General features: G+C 40.0%; 24 protein-coding genes. 11 read left to right on the forward strand and 13 right to left on the reverse strand.

Features of this window, described 5'->3' with window-relative positions:
• Positions 1-38 precede the first annotated feature (38 nt).
• The 3 genes from NPUN_RS28325 to NPUN_RS44270 form a co-directional block, all read right to left on the reverse strand.
• A complete protein-coding gene (locus NPUN_RS28325; protein WP_012411848.1) occupies positions 39-872 on the reverse strand; it encodes an O-methyltransferase in 834 nt (277 codons plus the stop codon).
• A 4-nt stretch (positions 873-876) separates the two neighbouring features.
• Entirely contained in the window at positions 877-2,109 is a 1,233-nt protein-coding gene (locus NPUN_RS28330) for a sedoheptulose 7-phosphate cyclase (protein WP_012411849.1), read from the reverse strand.
• A gap of 357 nt (positions 2,110-2,466) precedes the next feature.
• A complete protein-coding gene (locus NPUN_RS44270; RefSeq protein ID WP_272913937.1) occupies positions 2,467-2,601 on the reverse strand; it encodes a hypothetical protein in 135 nt (44 codons plus the stop codon).
• 434 nt (positions 2,602-3,035) lie between these two features.
• On the opposite strand from NPUN_RS44270, the gene NPUN_RS28335 reads away from it, so the two are divergent.
• The 5 genes from NPUN_RS28335 (at position 3,036) to NPUN_RS28355 (ending at position 7,915) form a co-directional block, all read left to right on the forward strand.
• On the forward strand, positions 3,036-3,752 hold the full coding sequence (locus NPUN_RS28335) for a class I SAM-dependent methyltransferase (protein ID WP_012411850.1): 717 nt from the start codon (positions 3,036-3,038) through the stop codon (positions 3,750-3,752).
• A 560-nt stretch (positions 3,753-4,312) separates the two neighbouring features.
• Entirely contained in the window at positions 4,313-5,392 is a 1,080-nt protein-coding gene (locus tag NPUN_RS28340) for a M4 family metallopeptidase (RefSeq protein ID WP_012411851.1), read from the forward strand.
• Positions 5,393-5,560: 168 nt separating this feature from the next.
• Entirely contained in the window at positions 5,561-5,860 is a 300-nt protein-coding gene (locus tag NPUN_RS28345; protein ID WP_012411852.1) for a protealysin inhibitor emfourin, read from the forward strand.
• A gap of 145 nt (positions 5,861-6,005) precedes the next feature.
• Positions 6,006-6,830: an alpha/beta fold hydrolase gene (locus NPUN_RS28350; protein ID WP_012411853.1), complete on the forward strand. Its 825-nt coding sequence runs from the start codon at positions 6,006-6,008 to the stop codon at positions 6,828-6,830.
• Between the two features lie 176 nt (positions 6,831-7,006).
• Positions 7,007-7,915, forward strand: a complete 909-nt coding sequence (locus NPUN_RS28355) for a DUF4437 domain-containing protein (protein ID WP_012411854.1) — start codon at positions 7,007-7,009, stop codon at positions 7,913-7,915.
• Between the two features lie 4 nt (positions 7,916-7,919).
• Here NPUN_RS28355 and NPUN_RS28360 read toward each other — a convergent pair whose 3' ends face one another.
• Positions 7,920-9,419, reverse strand: coding sequence for a dihydroorotase (locus tag NPUN_RS28360; RefSeq protein WP_012411855.1), 1,500 nt, complete (start codon positions 9,417-9,419; stop codon positions 7,920-7,922).
• 131 nt (positions 9,420-9,550) lie between these two features.
• Here NPUN_RS28360 and NPUN_RS28365 point away from each other — a divergent pair, with 131 nt between their 5' ends.
• From NPUN_RS28365 to NPUN_RS28375, 3 genes are all read left to right on the forward strand, one after another.
• Positions 9,551-10,348 (forward strand): aspartyl/asparaginyl beta-hydroxylase domain-containing protein, encoded by a 798-nt coding sequence (locus NPUN_RS28365; protein ID WP_012411856.1) that lies wholly within the window; start codon positions 9,551-9,553, stop codon positions 10,346-10,348.
• Between the two features lie 2 nt (positions 10,349-10,350).
• The gene (locus NPUN_RS28370) at positions 10,351-11,358 is read left to right on the forward strand and encodes a zinc-binding dehydrogenase (protein WP_012411857.1); all 1,008 of its coding nucleotides are present in this window, start codon (positions 10,351-10,353) and stop codon (positions 11,356-11,358) included.
• 139 nt (positions 11,359-11,497) lie between these two features.
• Entirely contained in the window at positions 11,498-11,896 is a 399-nt protein-coding gene (locus tag NPUN_RS28375; RefSeq protein ID WP_012411858.1) for a nuclear transport factor 2 family protein, read from the forward strand.
• 22 nt (positions 11,897-11,918) lie between these two features.
• Here the strand turns inward: NPUN_RS28375 and NPUN_RS28380 are convergent, their stop codons facing one another.
• Entirely contained in the window at positions 11,919-12,395 is a 477-nt protein-coding gene (locus NPUN_RS28380; protein WP_012411859.1) for a hypothetical protein, read from the reverse strand.
• A 155-nt stretch (positions 12,396-12,550) separates the two neighbouring features.
• Entirely contained in the window at positions 12,551-14,944 is a 2,394-nt protein-coding gene (locus NPUN_RS28385) for a response regulator (protein WP_012411860.1), read from the reverse strand.
• 542 nt (positions 14,945-15,486) lie between these two features.
• Between NPUN_RS28385 and NPUN_RS42160 the strand changes: the two genes are divergently transcribed.
• The gene (locus NPUN_RS42160) at positions 15,487-15,639 is read left to right on the forward strand and encodes a hypothetical protein (protein ID WP_167315669.1); all 153 of its coding nucleotides are present in this window, start codon (positions 15,487-15,489) and stop codon (positions 15,637-15,639) included.
• Between the two features lie 141 nt (positions 15,640-15,780).
• On the opposite strand, the gene hpsU is transcribed toward NPUN_RS42160, so the two are convergent.
• The 4 genes from hpsU to NPUN_RS28405 form a co-directional block, all read right to left on the reverse strand.
• Positions 15,781-16,362: a hormogonium polysaccharide biosynthesis acetyltransferase HpsU gene (hpsU, locus tag NPUN_RS28390; protein WP_012411861.1), complete on the reverse strand. Its 582-nt coding sequence runs from the start codon at positions 16,360-16,362 to the stop codon at positions 15,781-15,783.
• 24 nt (positions 16,363-16,386) lie between these two features.
• Positions 16,387-17,343, reverse strand: coding sequence for a glycosyltransferase family 2 protein (locus tag NPUN_RS28395; RefSeq protein ID WP_012411862.1), 957 nt, complete (start codon positions 17,341-17,343; stop codon positions 16,387-16,389).
• Between the two features lie 20 nt (positions 17,344-17,363).
• Complete coding sequence (locus NPUN_RS28400) at positions 17,364-18,296, reverse strand: glycosyltransferase family 2 protein (protein ID WP_012411863.1); 933 nt, start codon at positions 18,294-18,296, stop codon at positions 17,364-17,366.
• A 158-nt stretch (positions 18,297-18,454) separates the two neighbouring features.
• Positions 18,455-19,264, reverse strand: coding sequence for a hypothetical protein (locus NPUN_RS28405; RefSeq protein WP_012411864.1), 810 nt, complete (start codon positions 19,262-19,264; stop codon positions 18,455-18,457).
• Between the two features lie 491 nt (positions 19,265-19,755).
• Between NPUN_RS28405 and cobU the strand changes: the two genes are divergently transcribed.
• Positions 19,756-20,331, forward strand: a complete 576-nt coding sequence (gene cobU / locus NPUN_RS28415) for a bifunctional adenosylcobinamide kinase/adenosylcobinamide-phosphate guanylyltransferase (protein ID WP_012411865.1) — start codon at positions 19,756-19,758, stop codon at positions 20,329-20,331.
• A 45-nt stretch (positions 20,332-20,376) separates the two neighbouring features.
• Positions 20,377-20,796 carry a hypothetical protein gene (locus NPUN_RS28420; RefSeq protein WP_041565686.1) on the forward strand — a complete coding sequence of 140 codons (420 nt, stop codon included), beginning with the start codon at positions 20,377-20,379 and terminating at the stop codon, positions 20,794-20,796.
• Positions 20,797-21,028: 232 nt separating this feature from the next.
• Here the strand turns inward: NPUN_RS28420 and NPUN_RS28425 are convergent, their stop codons facing one another.
• From NPUN_RS28425 to NPUN_RS28435, 3 genes are all read right to left on the reverse strand, one after another.
• Complete coding sequence (locus NPUN_RS28425; RefSeq protein ID WP_012411867.1) at positions 21,029-21,748, reverse strand: DUF4079 domain-containing protein; 720 nt, start codon at positions 21,746-21,748, stop codon at positions 21,029-21,031.
• 198 nt (positions 21,749-21,946) lie between these two features.
• On the reverse strand, positions 21,947-23,605 hold the full coding sequence (locus NPUN_RS28430; protein ID WP_012411868.1) for a glycosyltransferase family 39 protein: 1,659 nt from the start codon (positions 23,603-23,605) through the stop codon (positions 21,947-21,949).
• A gap of 150 nt (positions 23,606-23,755) precedes the next feature.
• Positions 23,756-24,550, reverse strand: coding sequence for a GNAT family N-acetyltransferase (locus NPUN_RS28435; protein WP_012411869.1), 795 nt, complete (start codon positions 24,548-24,550; stop codon positions 23,756-23,758).
• Between the last annotated feature and the right edge of the window lie 307 nt (positions 24,551-24,857).

Raw genomic sequence — 24,857 nt, forward strand, 5'->3', positions numbered from 1 at the left:
TGCCATAACATCAGATGCCTTGAATTGAGAAGCGCCTGTTATACCAAGCGTCTAATCAGGGTTATACCATCTCGTATGGGTAACAGAACTTGCTCTACACGAGGATCTGCGGCGACAATGCGGTTGAATTGAGCGATCGCTTCACCATTGGCTGTACGCTGTTCTGATGGCAGGTAAACTTGTCCTTGCAACAAAGTATTATCTACACAGATTAATCCGTCGGGAGCTAGTAAATGGCTATCCAAGATAATTTGGAAGTATTCTATATACTCCTTTTTATCCGCATCAATGAAGATCAGATCAAAGGATTCTTTTTTAGCCACCAGCTTGTGCAGCGTCTCTAGTGCAGGTGCCACTTCTACAACAATCTTGCGGCCGTGGGGAGACTCTTGAAAGCAAGTTTGAGCAAACTCGGCCACATAGGAGTCTACTTCACAAGCAATCAGTCGCCCATCATCTGGTAACGCCTCTGCCATTGCCAAAGCTGAATATCCTGTGAACATTCCCACTTCTAGGATGCTTTTAGCCTTAGTGATATGCACAAACATCTTTAGTGTTTGTCCTTCAAGATGTCCTGAGAGCATTTCTTGCTCTAATTGACGCACTGTTTCACCATCACTGAAGCGTTTACTCCAGTCTTCAATGCTTGTCTTCTGCGCTAGTGCTGTCAATGCGGTCGATTCAGGGGTAGTGCAATCATCCAGATAGGGATCTAAACCTGCTGCTAATTGCAACCCTTGGCGCAGAGAAGTCAGTATCTCTGAAGGAATATTACTTTCCTCTGCCATTCTGAGGGTTTTTTGTAGCTGTGCTACCAGAATGCTATGTGGCGTTATTGGTCTTGCGGTATCTCGTCCTAAAATACTGGTCATGTTTTCACACTCCCAATAGTTTGGATTCTTCTTGAGTTTCTATGTAAGCGTCAATGCCATCTCCACCACGAGGGTATGTAGCACACAGACGTTTGTGTTCAGCTAAAGCTGCATCTAGTTCTTCACGGGTGAAATCGTTGACAAAGAAGCACTCACCAATGGGTTTAGGCATAGCTGCGCGTTGTTTCCCGTCTCGCGTCAAGCTAATAGATTGGGTAGCATACCAGAGCAAATCGCCATCTAGTAGAGGATGATCGATTGATAAACCTATACGACTCATCAAGCTCAAAATGCGATCGCGTTCTCCTGATGTAATGTAGCCACGTCTTGCCGCAATAGTTGCAGACAAAGCCATGTCTATATTGACGGCATGACCGTGAAACAACGGTATCATCGGAGCTAATTCTAAGGTCGGACTCCAAGTGTGACCGTAGGCAATGACGCGATCGAGGTCTAACTCATGCAAGTTTGGAGTTTCCAACTCCAGCATAGTTTTTATTGCCTCGTAATTGAGTTTATGTGCGATCGCTTTCAGTTCCTTTGTACCATTCACATATCCAAAGTGAGTGGAAAGCAACTCTTCGCCATATTCATACAACAATTCAAAGACTTCAGAGTTCGCCACAACAGCAATTTTGACCAACTCTGCCATCCCATTACGAACTTGAGCCGTTGGTAATGTTTGCAAGAAGGAGAAATCGAGGATGACTTTCAAAGGAGCATGATATGCACCCAAGCGATTTTTTAACTTGCGATGGTTGACTGCAACCTTAATCGCTACACCTGCATCAATCAGACCAATCAGCGTTGTCGGAACCCGAATATAGTTACTCTTACGACGGTAAGCAGCACACGCAAACCCAGCTACATCAGTGGTTAAACCACCACCCACTACTAATACTGGTTCCTTGCGGATTAAACCAAAGTCAGAAAAAGCATCAACAATTTTCTCAAAGGTTGCAAGGGTTTTAGTAGGCTCAGTAATCACAATGGGAACTACGGTCAGATCAATACCATAGTGTCTAAAATATGACTTGATTTGCTTGCCATATAATCTGTTGACATTAGCATCAATCACAGTCAGACAACGGCCAAACTTCTCATAGCTGTCTGCAATTTCTCTGTTACTGATATCAAATGCACCATTTACATAGACAAGACTAAACTCAATTTTTTCGTAACCTTCCACGCGGAATTCAGCTTCCGTTGCTTCAAACGATGCTTGAACATTACTCATTATTATTGACCTTGATAGAATTGAAAAATTTGTGAAAATTCAGGCAATATTTTAGATTAATCCTGATGTATGGCAATAACAAATCATGCTCATGAACGCTAAAACTTTTAGGCATTCTAAAGCCAGCTTTTACTAGAAAAGCTTATTATTATTACCGAGCGATGCCACTAAATAGCACCGTTATTGATCTAAATTCTGTAAGCTAACCTCTAATTTAAGGTTGCCCTAAGACTACTCAACTAGTCCCATTAAAAATTGATCGTCATAACGCTTGCGCTCTTTTGGGATTGTTGACCTGAATTCGGCAAGTTAACCTTAAGTTTAGATTAACTCTACTATTAACTCTGCTATATCTATCTATAGATATAGAGGTTTGACAACTGTTTTAATTCGCAAAATTTCTAACAGAGAAAACTGGATAAATAGTTTATCTCCAAGCTTCCATTTAAGATTACAGCCCTGATTAACCTTCAGTTCGCTGTTTTTTAGCATTAGTCTCGAACCTTTTATCGCTAAACTTTCTACACTCTGTTTTACTCAGAGTGCCAGTGGACTTCTAGTTGATTTTAGTTAACTTTCTGTTCAGTATTTAATATACCAACGTCGGTAACTTTTGAAAACCCAAAATTTTAATTAATCAGAGTTACTAATTACACATATCAGTTTAACTCAAGACATGAGTCATTTTATATTTACAAATCTTAAAAAAGAGTTAAATTGGCTTTTTCGTTCAAAATTATAGGATTTCAGCTTAAATTAAGAGATGATTTTCTGGTTAGTAACATAAAAAGTGATATGTGTATTCTGCCAAAAGTATATGAAGTGAATATTTTTTTATACTAAAAGTTGATTCTACCGATGTAGTATATACCTCAGTAATGATGGATGATTAATATTAGTAAGTGTGTGTATTCGTTCTAATCCCTATGCAACAGTTATTTCCCGGAGAAGTATTCGCCAGCACTGCTGATTTTGACATTGGTATTCGCCAACTGATACCCAGATACGATGAGATGTTGGAGGTAATTACCCGTTGTCTACCTTCCACAAGTCTGCGGATATTAGAATTAGGTTGTGGTACAGGCGAACTTAGTCTCAAAATACTCAAACGCTTTCCAAATGCCCAAGTAATTGCTCTAGATTACTCACCTCGAATGTTACAATTTGCCCAACATAAAATCACAGCATCTGGATATCAAAAACGTTGGGTTGGTACACAAGCAGACTTTGGCGATTGGGCAAATAATCCAGAAAAATTAGATATTGGTAGCGAATTTGATGCCTGTGTATCATCCTTGGCAATTCATCATCTCCAGGATGAGATGAAATTAAAGTTATTTAGCCGAATTGCTGCTAGCCTCACTCAAGATGGCTGTTTTTGGAATGGAGACCCAATTTTACCGGAATCATCAGCCTTAGCAGAAGTTTATCAGGCTGCACGAGAAGAATGGTCAGTTGAACAGGGAACCAATTTAACAGAGATTCGTGCAAAGCTTGGTGCAAGCAGCACTCAAGGTTACTCTAGTCAAGACCAGCTAGCTAGCTTAGATACTCATTTACAGATGTTGAGCAAAGCTGGATTTAAAACAGTTGCAGTACCTTGGAAATATTATGGTCTGGCGGTGTTAGGTGGCTGGCTATGAAAATTTTGGTTTTTGGATACTGGATTTGGAATTTACCTGTCCCTAATCGATATTTATAGGATTAGCAGACTTATGGTAACAAAACAGTAATAAATAACATTATTTCCCTTAATTAGAACTAATATGTAGACCAATACAGTTCAGTTAAGAAAAATTGTTGGTTAGGTTAAGCAAAGCGCAACCCAACAAAGGCCCGGAAATGTTGGGTTTCGTTCCTCCACCCAACCTACGCAGTTTAAGTTTTTTGGCGCTAACTGAACCGTATTGATATATAGACGCTTTAGGTCTGTAAAGGAGGTCTTGCTAACTCACGCAAAGATTTTGGCTGAGACTTACGGTATCTAGGCTGTCCTTGTGTTTTGATGCAATATTTCCACATCAGAAGTACCCATGAGGGTACTATCAATCCTTTACAGACCTATCCGAAAATACAGAGTAGAAAATTTTCTTCAGAAAATAAACCAGGGACACGCAATTTGGATTCGTTTTTCTGCTCCTATCTCCAGTGGGGTTAGAGCCACTGTTTGCCATCACTTAGTTTTAAAAGGAGAATATCTTGGATGGCTCGAAATAAAAAGAAATCAGCCGGGTTTAAGTATGAGCATCCACTTGTGTCTAGATGCCCGATTTGTTGTATTATCCCGCCACATATACTAGAACATGTCGTTGTAAATGGCAATCCTCAACAGCGTAATTGGGCTTTTCGTACATTAAATGTTTCGGCACAATTTCGCGGACGGAGAGATGTCATAGGTACTGTCTCGTTTGCACCTTCTCCAGGTGAAAAGCGTCGCACCATTTATGATGCAAAATATGGCCAACAGCTTCCTGGTACATTAGTGCGCGGTGAAGGCGATCCTCCCAGCAGTGATATAGCAGTGAATGAAGCCTACGATGCTGCTGGTGCAACTTATGACTTGTTTTATGAGATATTCGATCGCAATTCCGTTGACGACAAAGGACTACGTTTAGACTCCACCGTGCATTATGGCGTTAAATATGACAACGCCTTTTGGAACGGCGACCAAATGGTTTATGGTGATGGCGACGGAGAAATGTTTCAACGCTTTACGACATCAATTGATGTGATTGGGCATGAGCTAACTCATGGTATAACCCAATATGAAGCGGGTTTACAATATTATGGCGAACCAGGAGCATTAAATGAATCATTTTCTGATGTCTTCGGTTCTTTGGTGAAACAAAAGAGCAAAAATCAGACTGCACAAGAAGCAGATTGGCTGATTGGCGAAGGTCTTTTAGTACCAACTGTTAAAGGTGTTGCCCTGCGATCGATGAAAGCACCGGGAACAGCTTATGATGATCCAGTAATGGGTAAAGATCCTCAACCAGCCCATGTAAAAGATAAATACACTGGTACTGATGATAACGGTGGCGTGCATATCAACTCAGGAATTCCTAACCATGCGTTTTATTTAGCGGCTGTTAGCATTGGTGGCTATGCTTGGGAAAAAGCAGGCAAAATCTGGTACATAGCTTTACGCGATCGCTTGAAAGCCAAAGCAGATTTCAAAAAAGCTGCCAGTGTCACCATTCAAATTGCTGGCGAACTCTACGGTAATGGTAGTGATGATCAAAAAGCTGTACAGGATGCTTGGCAAAAGGTAGGAGTTATCTAGGAGTTATGAGTGAGGAGTGAGGAATAAATAGTCAATACCTTCCACTCCCTCACTCAACACTCAGGACTGATAAATCTGTTGTGTATTGTTGCTAAAGTGGGATGTGAGAACTGCTATCTCCCATTCTAAATATTTATCCAAACTAAATAACACAACAGAGAGCAAAAAATGCGGATATCCTTTGAACGCACAGGTGGCTTTGCTGGAATCAGCAAGAAGACAACCGTTGATACAGACACTCTCCCGCCAGATGAAGCTGCCACACTTCCCCGCCTGGTGGAAATTGCAGATTTATTTAGGCTACCTGAACTAATTACCTCGCCAAATCCCCAGAGCGATCGCTTTCAGTATAAGTTGACAGTAGAAGATAACGGCAAGCAGCATACAGTGACTGTCAGTGAAGCAGCATTGCCAGGAACCTTAAGACCACTGATTGAATGGCTGCAAACCGTAGCACAAAAAAAGTAAAAAGAATTACTTATAAGTCTCTGTTTTGGTAATAAAAAATAACAAAGATGAGATACCAATGCGCTGTAGGGGTATAACATTGTTATACCTTCCATGAACTGCGTGTATTACAACTAATTAATTAGAACTGATTTATGAGTATGATATGAATAAACCAATCAAACGAGCATTTTTAGACACCGAAGATGGGCAGATTCTTTACCGTATCGGTGGCGAAGGAGAGCCTCTGCTTTTACTTCATCAAAACCCAAGGAGTAGTGACGAATTTCGTGAGTTAATACCTATTTTTGCCCAGACAAGACGTGTCATTGCTATGGACTTTTTAGGACTAGGTGATTCTGATAAACCTCCAAGACTTTACTCCACCGAAGACTACGCAAAAACTGTTATTGCCCTTTTGGAAGAATTAGGTATTTCCAGTATAAGCATCCTGGGAAACCATACGGGTGCTTTTGTGGCAGGGGAAGTGGCAGCAGCATATCCTGAAAAAGTAGATAAACTTATATTATGTAATGCTTTTGGCTTTGATCAAGAAGGAAAAGAAGCTCTGTTAAAGAGATTTTCTGACGGTTTCAAAATAAAAGCAGATGGCTCCCACCTCATGGAAAGATGGTCAGCCCGTGCCCAATATGTAGGCTCTCCAGAATTAAATCAACGTTGGGTTTTAGACGATTTAAAAAGCTTTGGCTATCCTTTATATGCTATTTGGGCTGTACAAGACTACTGTCTAGATGCACCAAAAAGATTTCAATTAATCAAGTCTCCTACTTTGATTCTCTGGGGGACTGAAGATATGAAAACCTTTGACAAGCTAGGTTTAGCCAAGGTAGAAAATAGATATTTTGTTTCTAAAGCAATTCCTCATAGCAAGGTGGTTGAGATTGAAGGCGGAACTATCTGTATGATGAATCAAATGCCTGAAGAAATATCACAGATAGTCATAGATTTTCTAGAAAATTCAAGTATTTAAAATTTTAGATAGGTGTTTGAAAAAATTATGTTAAGAAAGCATATGAGTTTATTCAATCAACATTAAGCATATGAGTTTATTCAATCAACATTAAAAATTAATTAACATAGTAAAGATGCTTTACTATGTTAATGCTCCATATGATTTTAAGATTGACTGTGTGAGTGCTAAATAACATGGAAAATGAAGAAAATTCTGCACGAGAACAAGAGGCTGATGACTTTTTACATATAGCCTCCGTAAAAGAGGATTGGGGTGGAGACGGCAGAGGGCGCATGAATTTATCAGGAAGGCGCACAGCGATCGCTAAAGAATACCTACCTCGCCAGTACCAGTTCTTTGACACGAATACCGTAATGGAAAAGCAAGGTTGGCGAGTCAGGGGAATGCCAGACAACATAGCACCTGGAAGTCGTCGATTGTTAACGTGGCATGATTCTGGTGCATCGACTTCAAGAGTGGTTTTACCACCTAAGTTTGAGGCTCCATCTGGAATCTTTACTGCTGATCTGGAGATTTTTGTAATTAAGGGTGCAATACAACTGGGTGAGTGGCAGCTAAACAAACATAGCTACTCCTTTATCCCCGCAGGTGTAAGAATAGGTTCTTGGAAAGTACTAGGTGGAGAAGAAGCTGAAATCCTTTGGATGGAAAATGGTTCTGTTCCATTAGAGTATAAATATGCACAAGAAGACCATCCAGATGCTAGATTATCTGACTTTATCCCAGCATTGGACAGTAAATTGCTACCTTGGGGCAAAGCAGATACAGTTCAGTTTGTGCAAGCAAATAAGAAGTGGCTAAGGAAAGATATTAACGGAGGTGGAGTATGGCTGCTCGCCATTTTGCCGCATTTTGACAACAAGTATCAAATGATACAACCTTACAACGAAGAAGGATATTGTTTAACGGGGTATTGTGATGTAGGAGATTATCGGATCGTAAAAGATCATTATTGGTATTGTCCTAGCTTTAGTACTCTTCCCAGGCATATCACGGATGATGGCGGCTTGTTCTTTGTTAGAGTTGATAGAGATTTATCAAAAGTTGCAACAGTCTTGTCATACGCACCTCAAGACACATAAATTTTTAAGCAGTAAGGTTTCCATGTGGATTACTAGAATGTCTTTTTAAATAGCGCCCAATAGGTGAACCTAAAACTTGCCCATTGTTATAAATAAGATTTCCACGCAAAAAGGTATTCTTTACCCGCCCACTTAACTCTACACCTTCAAAAGGTGTATAACCTTGTTGTGACTCCGACTTAGCAGCGCATACCACAAAGGTTTCATTGGGGTCTACCAGTACCAAATCAGCATCATAGCCAATTGCAATATCACCTTTTTTTAACAAACCAAAGCGCCGCGATGGATTCCAAGATAGCAACTTAGCCATCTGATTGTAAGACATTCCACGCTTGCTACCTTCACTAAATACACCAGAAAGTAAATATTCTGTACCACCAAAACCAGACTTTGCTAACCAAATATTATTTGGGTCTTTAGCACTTCTTTTTTGTTCAGCAGAACAGCAAGCATGGTCGCTAACTATCCAATCTACTTGATTATTTAGTACTGCTTGCCACAAGTATTCCACATCAGCGCGAGGACGGATAGGAGGGTTAACTTTTGCCCAAATACCATTAGGAGTATCGACATCTAATAGCAGATGTCCAACAGTAACTTCTCGCCGAAAATTGATATGGGGAAAAGCAGTTTGCATAGTCAAAGCTGCTTCCATTGCTTTACGCGAACTTAGGTGCAACAAATTGATATTTGCACAGTTAGTTTCATTGGCTAAATAAGAAGCAATACAAATTGCTAAACCTTCTGAATGAGGAGGGCGTGCTGCACTGTAAGCGTGTAATCCGCTCAGACTAGAATCATTTTCAACTATTTTGGTATAGGCGTTGAGAATTTCTGCAACTTCGCAATGCAAACTCAAGCTGATGCTATCTCGCGCTTCTGGATGTTTTTCCATCAAGCGAGTTAGACCGCGCATAATAAATTCAAAATGGGCGAAGTCGTATCTTTCCTCTTTGTTAATCATCAAAAAAAGGTTTTGCTGGTCTGACAAACCATGCAACCCATATCCGCCATAAAACATGAATATTTTAAACGAAGATATACCGTGTTCCTCAAACAATAAAGGTATTTCGTCGATATGCTGGCTTGCTATAGGTGCGATGTGATAGGCGTAATCTACAAAAAAATTACCTGCGGATAAGGCCAAAACCTCTGGAAGAAAATCGCGGTAGGAGCCGCCTTTGTTAAGATAATACTGCCCTGTACGGATGTAATTCAGGCTGGTAGTCACGCCTCCCGTTGCGGCTGCTTTGCTTTCAGTCAGAGCATCTTTGTCGAGGGGTCGATAAATACCTACGTGCATGTGGGCATCCACGACTCCAGGAAAGCCTAGCAGGTTTTTGCCATCAAATACCTGTTTGCCAGTGTCTGGGCTAATATTAGAGGCAATCTGAGCAAATTTTCCATCCTTAATGCCTAAATCAAGTAGTTCGATTACATCCTCATGGGGACGAACTACCCGCACATTTTTGATAATTTGATCTAATAGGGGAGTTTCAGACACAGTAGACCTCACACTAAAATGAGTTTAGTCAGGAATTCCAACATCGAATCGAGACGAAAGCCAAATCCCATCAGCCAAATCCCATCATTATATAACGGTTTTTTATGAAATCATCTTCAGGAGAAAAGACAATGGAGAGCTTTAATGAATATCATATAGACCCAAAGCAATTTCCTTTTCTGAAAAATTTTCAAGATAACTGGCAAGTCATTAGAGATGAGTATACAAGCTTTATTAATAATGCATCTAATGAGGAATTAAAATTTACTTACGATGTTCTTGGCCCTAAAAGCCAAACCATTAAAACCAAGGGAAAGTCGAAATACAGTGCTTTTGGTATTTTGTTTCAAGGTATGTTTATTGAAAAATATATTCAGGCGCATCAAATAAAATATCCTGATTATGGGCCAGATGAAGCATCAAAAAAAGCACTGGTATTAAGAGAGAAATATTTTACGAATTTAGCCAATGTGATAAAAGATGTGAACCTGATTGAGGATGATATCATCAGAAACGTGTATTATGGTACATTTCACCCAGGTTTGGATATCAAGCTGCATGTAAACTATAACCCTCATACAAATCGTGGCTATTTAGGATTAATAGTGCCAGAGGGAGATGTGGCTATGAAAATATGTCACGATCAACTTTATTGGCATGAAGGAAAATTCTTGGTTTTAGATCATAGCTATCCCCACTGTCCACATAATTACACTAGTTATGATAGAACTGTTTTGGTTGTAGACTTTTTTAAACCGGATAAACCTAGAGATGAAGTGATCGAATTTGAGAAAGAGCAAGTCACACAACGGATGCAAGATAATCCTTACAGCTTAGGTGTTTTTGGTAAAAGCGATAAAGCTAAAGAAGAAGATTTTATCAAGTATGGTTTAGCTCATCAATTAGAGTGGGATAAAGCCTTGATTTAAAAATGAACGTAACAACCTACAGAAAGTTAATAGCAAAGCAACTGAATCAAGATTTTAAATCTGCTATTGAAATTGTCGAAATTCCTCTTTCCAAGCCTGCTGCTAGTGAACTTGTAATCCAAAACAAATTTGCTGGCGTTAACGGTGGTTTTGACACCTTACTTTGTCGTGGTGACGTTCCATATATTAACTTAATTCCTCCCTTTGATTTGGGTGTGGAAGCTGTGGGGGAAGTTATCGCTATAGGTGAAAATGTCAAAGATTTTCAAATTGGTGATGCTGTCATAACTACGGCACGTGGTGGCGGTTATCGAGAATATCAGCTTATCAATGCAAACTTAGCAGTGAAGGTGCGGGAAGCAACACCAGAGTTACTAACACTAATGCCCACGGGTGTATCAGCTTTGGTTGCATTGGAACAAGTGGGGGAGATGAAAAGTAATGAAGTGGTTTTAGTGACAGCAGCAGCCGGGGGAACAGGCCATATTGCAGTGCAATTGGCAAAGTTAGCCGGGAATCATGTCATTGGTACTTGCAGTTCTGAAGCGAAGGTAAAGTTATTGAGAGAATTAGGGTGCGATCGCATTATCAACTATCGCACAGAAAATCTCAATCATGTCCTCAAGCAAGAATACCCCAATGGGATTAATCTAATTTTTGACTGTGTAGGTAAACAGGTTTTTGATACCTGCGTTGAAAACTTGGCAATACGGGGACGCTTAATTGTAGTTGGTTTCATCTCCGAATACGCAAAAAATGTAGAGCAAATTACACAACCACGCCTTTATCACCAGCTATTTTGGAAAGCTGCTTCTGTGAAAGGCTTTCTCATGCCTCATTATAAAGAATATATTGCTGAGGCACGCGATCGCCTATTAAACCTGTTCTACACAGACAAACTCAAAGTTTCTGTTGACCCAAGCCACTTTAACGGTATAGAATCAATTCCCGAAGCTGTAGAATATCTCTTGCGTGGTCAGAATTGTGGCAAAGTAGTTGTGAGGTTTTAAGTAACACGGTAAGCTGTTGTGCCTTTAATTTGCACTAATATTTCTTTCAATATGATTGTGGGGTGGGCAACATGAGCGCCCTGATAGTGCAAGTTGTATACGTAACAGCTTATTAGTTGATATTCAGTCAGGGGTGAGAATGACACAAAATTCAGAAAATACTTTAAAAGTTGCTCGACAGGCATTTGAGCATCTTACGTATGGTATGGCAACTGGAGAGTGGGAAGCATTGTTAGATATGCTCACAGAAGATTTTACCCTTTGGTTTCCAATGGGTAAATTTCACGGTTTGAATGTCGGCAAACAGCGAGCTAGAGAATTTTTTGAGTACGTTTTTGAAGCATTCAGTCCTGGTTTGAACCTGACTGGTTTAGACCGTGTTACTAGCAATGAAACAACGGCTGTTTTTGAGTTTCGAGATGAGGGACTTTTGTTTGGACAGCTTTACAAAAATCGGGTAGCGGTTTCTTTTGATGTGCGTGGAGACAAAATTTGTGGCTATAGGGAATACTTTGGCAGCGATGGTAAATCCTATTAAATAATTCGTAATTACGAATTATTTAGTTTCTCTCAGGGTTGAGTTTGTTGATTTCTTGACACTTAGCTTCTGCGGCTTGATATGCTGCCAAATAGTCCTGACCACCCAACATCACATCACCATAATATTCATAAGGTGGATCGCCATAGATTGGTAATGGTTCATCTTCTGGATAATCTTCTTTCGATTCTTCAATGATGGCTTTCAACTTTTTAACCGTTAGCCTTTGTGCCGCAAAATACCAGAGTTCTTGGGGATTTTTGTTCAGGTGCGGTAATGTGGGATCGATAATGCGTACCTCAGAGGCATCGCCTAGTTCAATCCAACTGTGTTCAATGGGCCTGTATGGCTTTCCCACAAAAGTTAAAAATCCTTGGACATATCTTGCTCCCTCAGTAGACAATGCTGCTTTATAAGCATTATCAAACGGAGTGCTAGCTCTGCTGTTTATGCGTTCAGCAGTTTCGATTGACAGCGTTTCATCCAGTAGTTTGTTCATCAATAGCAAGGATTAGAGCAGCCATGAGAATATATTACCACTCATGGGCACTGGGGAATGGGGGATGGGCACTGGGGAATGGGGGATGGGGAATGGGGAATGGGAGATGAGGTAGAAATAACCAATGACGAATGACAAATGACAAATGACAAACTCTACTTTGTATTAATCACCATCTGTAAATTTCTTAACAAATCGCTTGAGGTGTAGGGCTTGGACAAAAGGGTTTTGACACTATTACCAAGGATTTTAATCATTTCATGATTGGAAGCTAATCCACTAACACCAATAATTTTGATCTCTGGATTAATTTTTTTCAACACACTGATGGTTGTTGGTCCATCCATGTTTGGCATCATCATATCAACCAAGACTACACTAATTTCTTGTTGATATTCTGTATATAGTGCGATCGCATCAATACCATCACTAGCTACTATAACTTTATAGGCATTTTTTTCTAACCAGGTTTGAGTAACCTCTCGAATTGAATCTTCATCATCAACAACGAGAATCAATTCTCCATGCCCTGGTGGTAATTCATCTCCAGCTAATTTACTATCTGTCTCCATTGTTTGCGTGACGGGTAAGCAAACTTGAAACTCTGTGCCTTTGCCCACGTCAGTCACTACATTCACAAAACCGAAGTGGCTTTTGATAATCCCAAGCACTGTTGAAAGACCAAGCCCCGTGCCTTTTCCGACTTCTTTTGTTGTGAAAAATGGCTCAAAAATTCTATCTACTATTTCTCTCTTAATTCCTATCCCTGTATCACAGACGCTAATCATTACATAAGAACCTACCTTAGCATCAATATTCATTTTGGCGTAGTGACTATCAACCCAGAAATTCTTCGCAGAAATCTTTAGGATACCGCCATTAGGCATGGCATCACGAGCATTGATACATAGGTTCATTAGCACTTGGTGTAACTGAGTAGCATCACCAAAGATATTCCATAAGTTTTGCTCAGAAACATCAATACGGATTTCAATAACTCTAGAAAATGTTTGCTTAATAATATTTTCAATTTCTGAGATTAAATACTGCACCTGTAAGGTTTTAAAGGTACCTACAGAGCCGCGTGAAAACCACAACACTTGTTTAACTAAATCTGCGGTGCGTTTAACATTTGTTTTCATAATTGTTAACCATTGCTGACTTTTTTCATCTAGAAGCTGTGCCTCTAAAAGTTGCACTGTCATCAATATAGGTGTTAATGTATTATTAAGAGCGTGGGCGATACCACTTGCTAGAGTGCCAAGGCTCTCCATTCGCTGGGCGCGGAGAAACTGTGCTTCAAGTAGTTTTTTCTCTGTAATGTCGGAGTTGACAATTAGGACGGATTTAGCTTGTCCCTCATTATCATTTACCAATGTCCATCGGCTAGCAACGATAATCTCTTTGCCTTGTTTGGTAACTTGATATAATTCACCTTGCCACGAACCATTTTCAACTAAAGTTTTCTGGATATTTTTTAGTTGTCCAAAACTTTGCTTTCGATACAAAAACTGATTGGCATTCTTGCTCAATGCTTCTTCTGCCATCCAACCGTACAAATGTTCAGCTCCTTTATTCCAAAATTGAATTTTGGTAATCAAATCTTGAACGATAATTGCATCTGTGGTGATATCGAGCCAAGCTGCTTGCTCACGAATTTTTTGTTCTGCATTTTTGCGTTCGCATAGCGCAGCTTGCTGTTCGGTAATATCAATTACAAAACCCGCCATCCGAGCAACTTTACCTGTAGAGTCTAAAAAGATATAGCCGTTATTTTCAACTGTGATGTAAGTGCCATCTTTACGACCGACGCGAAATTCAAGGTGGAATCGCTCTTTTGCAGATAAAACGCGGTTAATCTCTTCATTGAATAATTTTCTATCATCAGGATGAACTAACTCTAACCAACGGTTCAAACCTCCTAACATCTCAGGTATAGAGTAACCTAATATTTGCTCTAAGTTGCCATCATATTTAATATCGTTGGTATCCAAGTACCAGTCGTAGAGAATCTGACCACTCGCTTGAATTAGTGCTTGGTAGCGATTGTTCCACTCGTCTAATGCAGCTGAATGACATCGCAGTTCTTCTTCTACTCGCTGGCGCTCAAAGATTTCTATTTCTAAACGTTTATTTTGCTCTGTAAGTTTTTTTGTGAGGTTCCGTAAACGTAAATGGATATTTACCCTAGCTAAAACCTCTTTATGTTCTAGAGGTTTAGTTATGTAATCTACTGCCCCAAGATTCAAACCTTTGATTTGATCTATCTTATCGGTTATAGCAGTTAGAAATATTACTGGAATATCCTGAGTGACTAGATTTTTTTTTAAAAGTCTGCAAGTTTCAAAACCATCAATTCCTGGCATTAATATATCCAATAAGATTAGGTCAGGTAAGGCATTCTCTGCAATTTCAATGGCATTCATTCCATCTTCAGAGACTAAAACCTTCAAACCGTAATACTCTAAAAGCTTGAATAATATCTCTAAATTAATAGGGGCATCATCAACTATTAAAATGACATTTTTTTCATCTTTATTAAAATTCATACTTGCCTCCTATTAAATTTTTTGGAGAATTATCGAATTTGTTGATCTTTCAAATCCTTGGCAAGTTGACGAACATGGTTGGCAAAGGGCACTTCATCACCTAATTCTTCGGGAGCATTCCAATGCAAGCAAATTGACCAAGATAATATATTATTGCGATTAATCTTCTATAAGATGCTAGGTGAACGCCCCATTTTATTAGGTACCCTGCGAGAACGCCAAAGGCGATCGCAATAACAGCTTATACTTTTACACATTTGGGTGACTCTCACTTGTGGGAATGAGAAAAAATTTTACTAAGTAGGCTATCTCCTGGCTGATTTGGCACATCACATCTTCTGCCAAATTTTTTAGATATGCACGGATTCTGGACTAGAAAGCAAAAAGATTTAATTAAAAGTAAACTATCTCCAGAAAATACTTGTATAAAGCAGAGCTTATAGGTGCATACAGTTCAGTTAAGTATTTCTTCTTTCTCTTGGCATCTTTGGTCTCCTTCTCTGCGAGACGCTGTGCGATGCTGGTAGCCTGCGGTAAGCCCTATGGGTGACGCTCGTACCGACGCTCGTTCCTCTCTACGAGACGCTGCGCGAAGGCTAACGCTGCGCTATCGCTACCGCTACGCTAACGCCAGTTCCTTTATACCGGGGAACCCGTCCACCGGACTGGCTCACCGCTTTGCATCTAGGTTATAAACAATTGACTTTAGAGTTTTACCCTTAACTGAACCTTATTGGTCTATATTCTATGCAATTGAGAACCGTTATAAATAAAATATGTAGAAAATTTAAGGTAGCCCAGCTAGCTGGGCTACCTTACTATCTTTATCTATAAAATCACGGGTTTGTAGGGGTATCAGGTTTTATGCGACTCGTCTTAGGACGACAGGGGCTTCCCCAACAAACCTGTCCAGAAGGCATATTAGTCAAAACAGTACTACGAGCGCCAATCACAGCATTAGCCCCAATTTGCACTCCCGGCCCAACAAAACAATCTGCCGCTACCCATGCACCATTGTTAATAGTGATACTCGCTGTTTTTAACCCAAAAGCAGGATCTTGGATATCGTGACTACCAGTACACAGGTAACTTTTTTGAGAAACTACGCAGTGTTCACCGATGTGTATCCGATCGAGGCTGTATAAAACTACGTTATCTCCAATCCAACTGTAGTTGCCAATAGTAACTTTCCAAGGATAGGTGAAGCGGGCGGTGGGTCGAATTAATACGCCTTTGCCGATACTAGCGCCAAATAATCGTAGCAAGGCACAACGCAGAATATTTAACGGTTGAGGAGTAAGGGGAAATGCGATCGCTTGTACAAGCCACCATAACAAAACATACCAGCTTGGCCGCCCCCGATCGAACCAAGATTGGTCATATTTACGTAAATCTACGAAAGGTTGGTCATTGGTCATTGGTCATTTGTCATTAGTTATTTATCAGGAATCAATGGTTAATAGCTTTACATCTGTTCCTCTGTTCCCCTGCTCGCCTGCTTCTTCCTTTGGAGTAGTTGCAGTATTTAAGTGACCACCACAGCTGCGTAATTCGTAAAGTTTAACGCCAATTTGATATTCATATTGACTCAGCAAGCGTGCATAAATATATCCGGCTTTGCCATCCAAAAACCCGCGTTGAATTATATAAAATAAAACAAACCGTAGAAAGGGTTTAAATGGCAGGTGTACCCAGACTTTTTTCAAAAAGCGCTTGCGTTGCACTGCATCACCAAAGAGATTTGCGCCGATGGTACCGCTATCATCTTTACCTGTGAGAGTATTAAAATAAACGCTGGCTTCCCAGTTGGAATAACGGTTATGACGTTCTAACCAGTGATAAAGGTCGCGGAAGTCTTCGTGGAGCATATCATTTTTGAGATACCCAACTTTGCCCTGCAAAATCACATGTTCGTGAACTTCGTTGTCACCAGTATTAGGAATATCTTCTGTATGTAGATTTTCGTAGCGGCCTTTTTTATGCTGAAATAAACGGAGATTCCAATCGGGATATTTCCCACCATAGCGAATCCATTTTCCTAAGAAAAATACGCGGCGGTTGAGATAATAACCTGTATATTCTTCATTTTGAATTGCTTGGTCAATTTCTTCCCAAAGTTCTGGGGTGATGCGTTCATCGCAATCTACAATTAGCACCCATTCGTTACGGAAAGGGAGATTATCTAAAGACCAATTTTTCTTTTTAGGCCAGCGTCCATTGAAGTTGAATTGCACGACATTGACACCGTGACTTTTCGCAATTTCAATGCTGTTGTCGGTACTTTGAGAGTCTACTACAAATATTTCATCTGCTCTGCTGACGCTAGCGAGGCAGGCTGGCAGGTTTGCTTGTTCGTTTTTTGCTGGAATTAGTACTGAAACTGGTATTTTAGATGACATAACAGTATAAATCTTAGTGATTATTTCTTATTTGATGTGAATAAAAGACCTTGAATAGCAGCATTTAAGTAACCAATCTGACCGTAAGCATATACAAGTTTGTCAAACCGTTCTGCTGGATCGAAGAAATATTGCAATGCTTTATACAAGCCACGCACAAACCGTTCGCTACCTCGCTGCAATTGAGCGATTCCAGCTTTACCAGCGAGTTGTTCTCGATAGCATTCACTGATACCCTGCCACCAGCCTCGGTTTAAAAACCAGGTGCGTTGTAGACGTTCTGGGGCAACATTGTGAGCAACTAGCGCTTCGGGAAGATAAGCGACTTGCCAACCACGCTGTAGGGCAAATTCGGTCATTTGCAGTTCTTCATTAGATAATAGATTTTTCCCCACTCGACCGAGATGAGGATCGAAACCGCCAATTTCTTCTAGGAAACTGCGGCGGATGGAGTAATTTAAGCCTCTGGGTGTTAAGCCCGGTTGCTCGATGTAGATGTTACTGTCACCCAAGTCGTATGCACCCAGATTTGCAGCCAGCCCTGGAGATAGCCACCGTGGTTGTTCAATTCCTGGGGGCCATAAGAGAGTGACTTTGCCACCTGCGATCGCTAGTTTAGAATTATTGTAATAGGCAAAATATAAAACTTGTAGCCAGCCAGGGCTAGCAACAGCATCGTCATCTAGATAAGCGAGAATATCACCACTAGCTACTTTTGCACCTGTGTTGCGGGCGACAGATAAACCGATAGTGGGTTCAAATACATACTTCAGGCGCGGATTGTGGGCCCTTTGTTCTACAACCTCACGGGTGCGATCGCTAGAGCCATTATCAACTACCACAATTTCAAAGTCAGCAGCAAAATCCTGCGCTAAAAGACTATCAATTGCAGCCCCTAAATAGGTATCTCGATTGTGGGTACAGATAATGGCAGAGATTTGGGTGTCTGGCATAGATTTTATTTTGGATTTGAGATATGGGACTTCGGCTCCGCTCAGTCGAACGATTTTAGATAAAAATCTTAAATCCAACGCACACCTGCTGAGAGTTAATCTAAACCAAAAATTACCGACCCACCAACCGAGTTTCTTCGGAAATAATCTTTAAAACTTCATGTTTGTTGAATATGACTGTGTAAAACTACAAGTGTTTGGGCCAGTTGACTCAGGCGGGTTTCTAAAGATTGCTTGCGCCCCAACAGTTGACGTAACTTTTGGTAACGTGCGATCGCCATACTAACATTGGGAACCTGATCTGCTGGACATGGGCGCGACCAGACTTTACCAGCATCGTCTACACCACAGAGGCGGTAGCCAGTAATCGATGATTTATAAGATACTTTCCCACCAGTAGCACAAATTTCTTCTACGTAGTTCATCAGGCGGTCAACTTCTGCATGGCGTAGTGTTGCGGTTCCTCCCAGTTCTGGTTCGCTGGGATTGGATTCTAACCAGCCATTAACAATTGGCCCTTCTAAGTAAATATCCTGAATTTGGTTCAAAATATTTTGCAGTTCTATTTGCCAACCAGCGACGGTTTCCTGAATTTCTTGTAATAGATTCATCGCCAATGCTGGATTCGCTCCGTGGCGATGGTTACTAAAACTCGGAGTTTTTAACTTGGGTAGGCTGGGTGTTTTGCCACCATTCTCTTCTGCTTGAAAGGTCTGCACAGAGTCATGGTGAGGAAAGAAATTCTGTTCAAGAGGATAATCACTCTCAGTATTTACACCCAATTCAACTGTTTGTTCTTGCTGAGATGATGAAGTTTGTGTACTTTCTGTGGATTCGTTGGCTCCGACACTGATTCTAAAGGAAAAAGGCCGTTTTGTTTTCGAATCAGTTGTTTCGGCGGCAGGGGCAGTGCCGCGATTCCCTAAATCGTGTAGAGTTGCTTCTATGCGTTTTAAGCCTGCGTTCATAAAGACATCCTAAATTTTGCTGTCCCCAATGGTGTTGAAGAAGAGGCAGGGGGGCAGAGAGCAGGGGGATAATTCAGATGGGGATTCGACCCAATAGAACTAGAACCACACTTGGTTGTTGTGGGGGAATCAGACCCATGTTCTGCTTCGCTCCACAGCAGAGAGCAGGGATCATTTCCCCTTGCTCCTTTTCCCCCTGCCCCCTGCCTCTTGTTGAATCATTAAGAATGGGGTTGTTGGGATTTTCGGCTTTTGCCAGTTGTGACATCAATGATGTTGGTGCTAATTTTATCCCTTAAAAGTTATTTGAAACCAAAAATCTCGCTGATGAAGTAAAAATTATGGTGATAAATTGCAACCGTAAGCATATTCTTGTTGAAGAAGGCAGAATTCTGAATTCTGAACAAGAAAGTTCGCGGAGCGTGCTGGAGGCATTATTCTGGCTCCTGATTTCTGAATTCTAGTTTTGTTACAATACTCAAAAAACAACTTTGGGTAAAATCATCTTAGTAACAGGGCCAGCACGCTCTGGTAAAAGTGAATGGGCGGAAACTCTGGCTATGGAGTCAGGGAAAGCAGTTGTCTACGTAGCAACAGCGACCGATAACACAGATGACCAAGAATGGCATCAACGCATTTTAGAACACCAACAACGCCGTCCTCAAGATTGGGTAACTCTATCTGTACCTATAGAACTGTCTGCTACCCTTGCCGATGCCAAACCCTATACCTGCCTTTTAGTAGATTCTTTAGGAACTTGGGTTGCTAATCTCTTAGAGGAGGACGAATCTAGCTGGGAAAATATTGTTGTAGAGTTATTAGAGACAGTGGAGTTAGTTGCTGCTGATGTGCTGTTTGTAGCAGAAGAGGTAGGTTGGGGTGTGGTACCAGCTTATCCCCTTGGAAGGATGTTCCGCGATCGCTTGGGTTCTTTAGTGCGCCAACTAGCTGCCCTTAGTGAAACTGTTTATTTAGTAACTGGTGGTCATGTTCTCAATCTTAGTGTCCTTGGTTCGCCATTGCCAACCAAAGAGGATACTGGAGTATTCAGAAGTCAAGATTCTTAACTATTGATTCAAATTAATCCAAAATCTAAAATCTAAAATTGTCTTATGGCAACCAAACAAGAAGTTAGAGGATACCTTGCCTACTGGTTTCAGTTGGGTAAGAAAGTGATTACGAGCAACGGCAAGGCAAGCATTTTGCCCAAATCGGTGCTAAATGGCGATCGCTATAGTGAAGAATTTGAAGAGTGCTGGCAGAAAATTATTGCGCCTGAATCAGGTGATTGTCATTTAGAGGGTACGCAAGAAACCATTGCTGAATTGTTGACACCAACATGGGATATGGTTCCTTGTGGTCGTTGCAGTATGCCAGTAGCCGCGCGAAATGTGGGGATGCCGGCATTGTTATGTCCCTGTAATAGTTTACCTAACTGGCCTAATACAGAACTACCAGCACCACGAGAGCCAATTAAGACTCAAGACCAACTTAAAACAATTCGCGATCGGCTTGTAGATAATATTGCTTAAAAATAAGCAAGGGGGCAGAGAGTAGGGGGACAAGGGGGACAAGTCTTCTCCATCTTCCCTATCTCTTCTTTATGCCCAATTCCCAATGTCTCATTACCCCTGCCTCTTCGTTGAAGAATCCAGAATCCAGCAATCTTTGAGTGGGGAATTCAAACCCGCCACTAAATTCTAGACTGCCAAATCTTAAGATTATAGAGAAATTGGATAATGGATTTATTGGAAATCCCTTAGTTCACTTTGGTGGTACAGAATTTGGTGTTGGACAAGTTTTATTAGCAAAATCACACTGATAAATATAAGGTTCTTGCCAACTTAAGGGAATTTCTAATAAATCTCGCGTTCCTGTCATACCTTGTCCAATAAATAGCAACAAAGCAATGCAGTTTAAAATCGTATGGACGATTCGCCAGCGATTGGATTTGTCTTGATAAATATCTTGAACAACAGCTAATGAAAAAATCATTAGCAGTGCTGCGGTAATACCAATATAATAATGTGACCAATACCACTCATTGGTACGGCGAAATACTCCATCTTGACAGCCTAGTATGACTAAACCTGCACCAGTTAAAGTGGCAAAAACCGCCCTCCACGCTCGCTGCTTTGCCCGATAAAGAAATACTAAAGAGGCGATAGTAGCAGCTAATATTAATAGGATAAAAACAACTTGAAAAGGTGCTTTATTCCATAATTGATTTTTAATAATATTTTTACCAATAGGGTAGCTTAATCCGATTAAAGTTAATCCGACAACCGCACTTGTTAGTCTTTCACCTAATTGCTTATGTTCTACACCCACTACTGGAGGAATTTTGCTCTTACTGCCGGCTAAAATTTGCAATCTGCGTTGGCGTGTTTGCCAAGCAAAATTAATTACTGTCCCAAGCAGTGGAAACACGAATATGATTGCGATCGCTGGATGTAAAAGACCAAGAAAATCTGCTATTCCCATACAACACCTTTAAATTAATCATCAAATTAATCTCAAATGACAATTTAAAGCATCGTAGTACCACTTAAATTAATTTTAGATAAGAATCTGTTGAATATTTGTTTCTGTTATTTTTAGCTAATTTTAAGCAAGTAAAAATGTAAATGCCTTTTTGAACAATAAGTATCTAAAAACTAAACTTGTCTCATAACCTGATAGTCAAAGATTGGATAATTTCGCCTTGCGGATAATATCACGTTGGCGTACAATGCGAGGTTTAGCTAATTTCCAAACCGAATAATATTTGTCACTATAAACAATGTCTGTTTTTAAATTATAGTTTCTTTCTATCGTTTCGCGCCAATTATCTGAAGGATTGAATAAAAAAACATCAGCAAACTTATCAGGGATTTTAGGAATTTTTTGATTTTGAACCAATAGAAATTGTACCTTTGGCTCCAAAAGATAGCTCAGAGAAAAGACATTTCCATAATTATTACCCAAAGCATCACTAATCAAAAGTGGGCGAGTCGTCTGATTGATGATTTGGGCAACTTGGGGATTGCCATAGCTTATGCCCTTATTCCACCAAGTTTCTGATTGGGAATAAACTTTAGAAGAAATTAAACCACAAATAATTACTAATCCGACGATCGCATACCAAATATTCTGGCGTGACACGCTCTCATTATATATTTGTGTACCTAGCAAGTAAGCAACAGCTACTTGAATCCCTAAATAAGATGGTATGAAATCTGGTTCAGATGATTGTATACCCTCAACCATTAAATCTGGTAGTATTAGAGGCAGCGCTGGCACGACAATTAGTATAATGATAAATAACCAAACTTTATAGTTAGTTGTTTGGCAAAGGAAATAAATTGAATATCCTACAAATATGAAACAAATTAATGTAATTAAATAGTTAAATTGATTATCTGAACTCAGGTCTAAATCAAAAAATATTCGGCTTAATTGCATCAATAAAAATTCGAATCTAGGCATAAAAAATGACTGTGGTGTTGCCTTGTCTGCTGAAATCAAAAATTGGAAAAAATCACCTATCACAACCACGAGCCAAGGCATGAAGGCTAAAAAACCTATCAATGATGCTAGAAGATAAGTTCTGATAGTTGAAGAAAACTGCAATCTGGCAGTAGTAATAACATAAATTCCGTGAGCAACTGCGACAAATGCACTCCAAAGAAATGTATAAAGACTGATTGCCAAAGTTACTGCATAAATACTCCAGATAGTAAATGTTTCTGGCTGTTGTCGTTGTTTTGCTAGCTGATCTTGATCTTGTGATTCCAGGCGCATTGCTCGCAGCAAAGAAGCGCTAGATAGTAATATGGTGACTAACCAGAGAATATATTCTTGTGCTTCTTGGGCGTATACTAGTTGAATTGGAGAAATTGCCATAAGTGCGATCGCTACACCAGGAACCGATAGCGGCGCATTAAATAATTCTCGACATAGCCAATAGACACAAGGGAAAACCAGCAAACTGATTAAAGCAGATAAACTTCTGATTGCGGTCACCGAATTACCAAAAATTTCCAACCATAATCTGGCTATTATGTAATAAAGCGGTGGATGCAAAGAATCTTCTTTAGCCAAAGTCATGATTGTGTCATTTAAGCTTTTTTGATTTACCCCTTGAAACTGAGCAAAACTTTCTTTGCCAATGACACTACCATTAAACAGTTTATTTTGTGCTTCAGTTCTTGTATAACCAGAAATTCGCAATGAGGTATAGGTTTCATCATGGGAGTAAACCTTGGTATCAAGGTTAAAAAAGCGAAACAATATACCCATCGTCAATAAGAAAATAATTAAAAATCGCAACCAACTCGGAGCAGATTTGAGGTGGCGCATAAGTAGTTTTCCCAATATTTTGTCTAAAATAATCCAGTCAGGCGTACTACTAGATGAAGTGTCGCAGCTACGCCCATCATCATAATTCGTTATATATATCTAAGTCTGTTCATTACACATCCAAAGGGACGTTAGGACTAAAGATAATTTTTACAATATTTGATAACGCCATCTAGCAAAATCTTTGGTATTAGATATGGTTAAAAAATCAATAGTTTTAAAGTGTCGGTCGATAGCGGGAATACTGCATATTTTAGCTCCAATATTCAAGTATGCCTGCAAAATTTTAGGAATTTCCACATTATACGGGTCTGGACAATTTTGAGGCAGTTCTAGACAAGACTGTGAATTTGGATAAACCAAAATACTTGGATGCATCAAGCCATTCTGCTGAAAATAATTATACGCGCAAGTAGCGTGCGAAGAAGATTGTGTTAGTAATGATGCACAGCCAAAGAAGTATTGACTTTTACTCCAGATAAGATAATTTGCTAGCCCTTTCCATAATAATAAAAGTGCCTGACTGTTGCGGTATTCTTTAGCTATACATGCCCGCCCAACTTCCACTGATGCCTGAAGCACAGAATTAGGAATTCCATTAAGATTAAATATATCGGCAGCATCAAAGCCTAGTCTTTGAGAAGCCATTGTATAGGTTTGCATCCGATAAGTTCCAATGGTTTTACCCGTTTGTTTGGAAATCATGATTAAATGATGGCAAACTGCATCAAACTTATCTATATCCATCTGAGTAAAGTTAGAAGCAGAAAATCCCAAACCTAGTTCTAGATTAAAAACTTCAAAGCGTAACCGAAAGATTGATTCTAATTCTTCTTCGGTTGAAGCCAGTCGTAGGGTATATTTTTCAGTTTGAAGTATGGGAAAATCTTCAAAAGAGGGAGGAGGATTCAGTGAGTAATTGATGTTGCATCCAGAAACTTCCATCTATCTTCCTACCTAGATTTGCGAAAATATCCTACTATGATTTAGGCACTATACAAATAGCTCACATTATGCATTAATGTGTCGAAGCGTGATTGAGACAGTTTTCGATAAAATAACCTCTAGAGAGCTTTCTTGCTCTTTTAGATTAGAGGTATAGTGCTTTTATTATGGACATTAATTACTAAAAAATCTGGCAATAAGATACAAAATTTTCCTTTGATATAGGCTATAAATATAAGTCAAATAAAAGGACAAGGAGATAGGCTTTTGCCATGAGTCTCAGCAGAATGGGGAAAGCCCCTAGATG

The sequence above is a fragment of the Nostoc punctiforme PCC 73102 genome, from assembly GCF_000020025.1.
GTDB lineage: Bacteria > Cyanobacteriota > Cyanobacteriia > Cyanobacteriales > Nostocaceae > Nostoc > Nostoc punctiforme.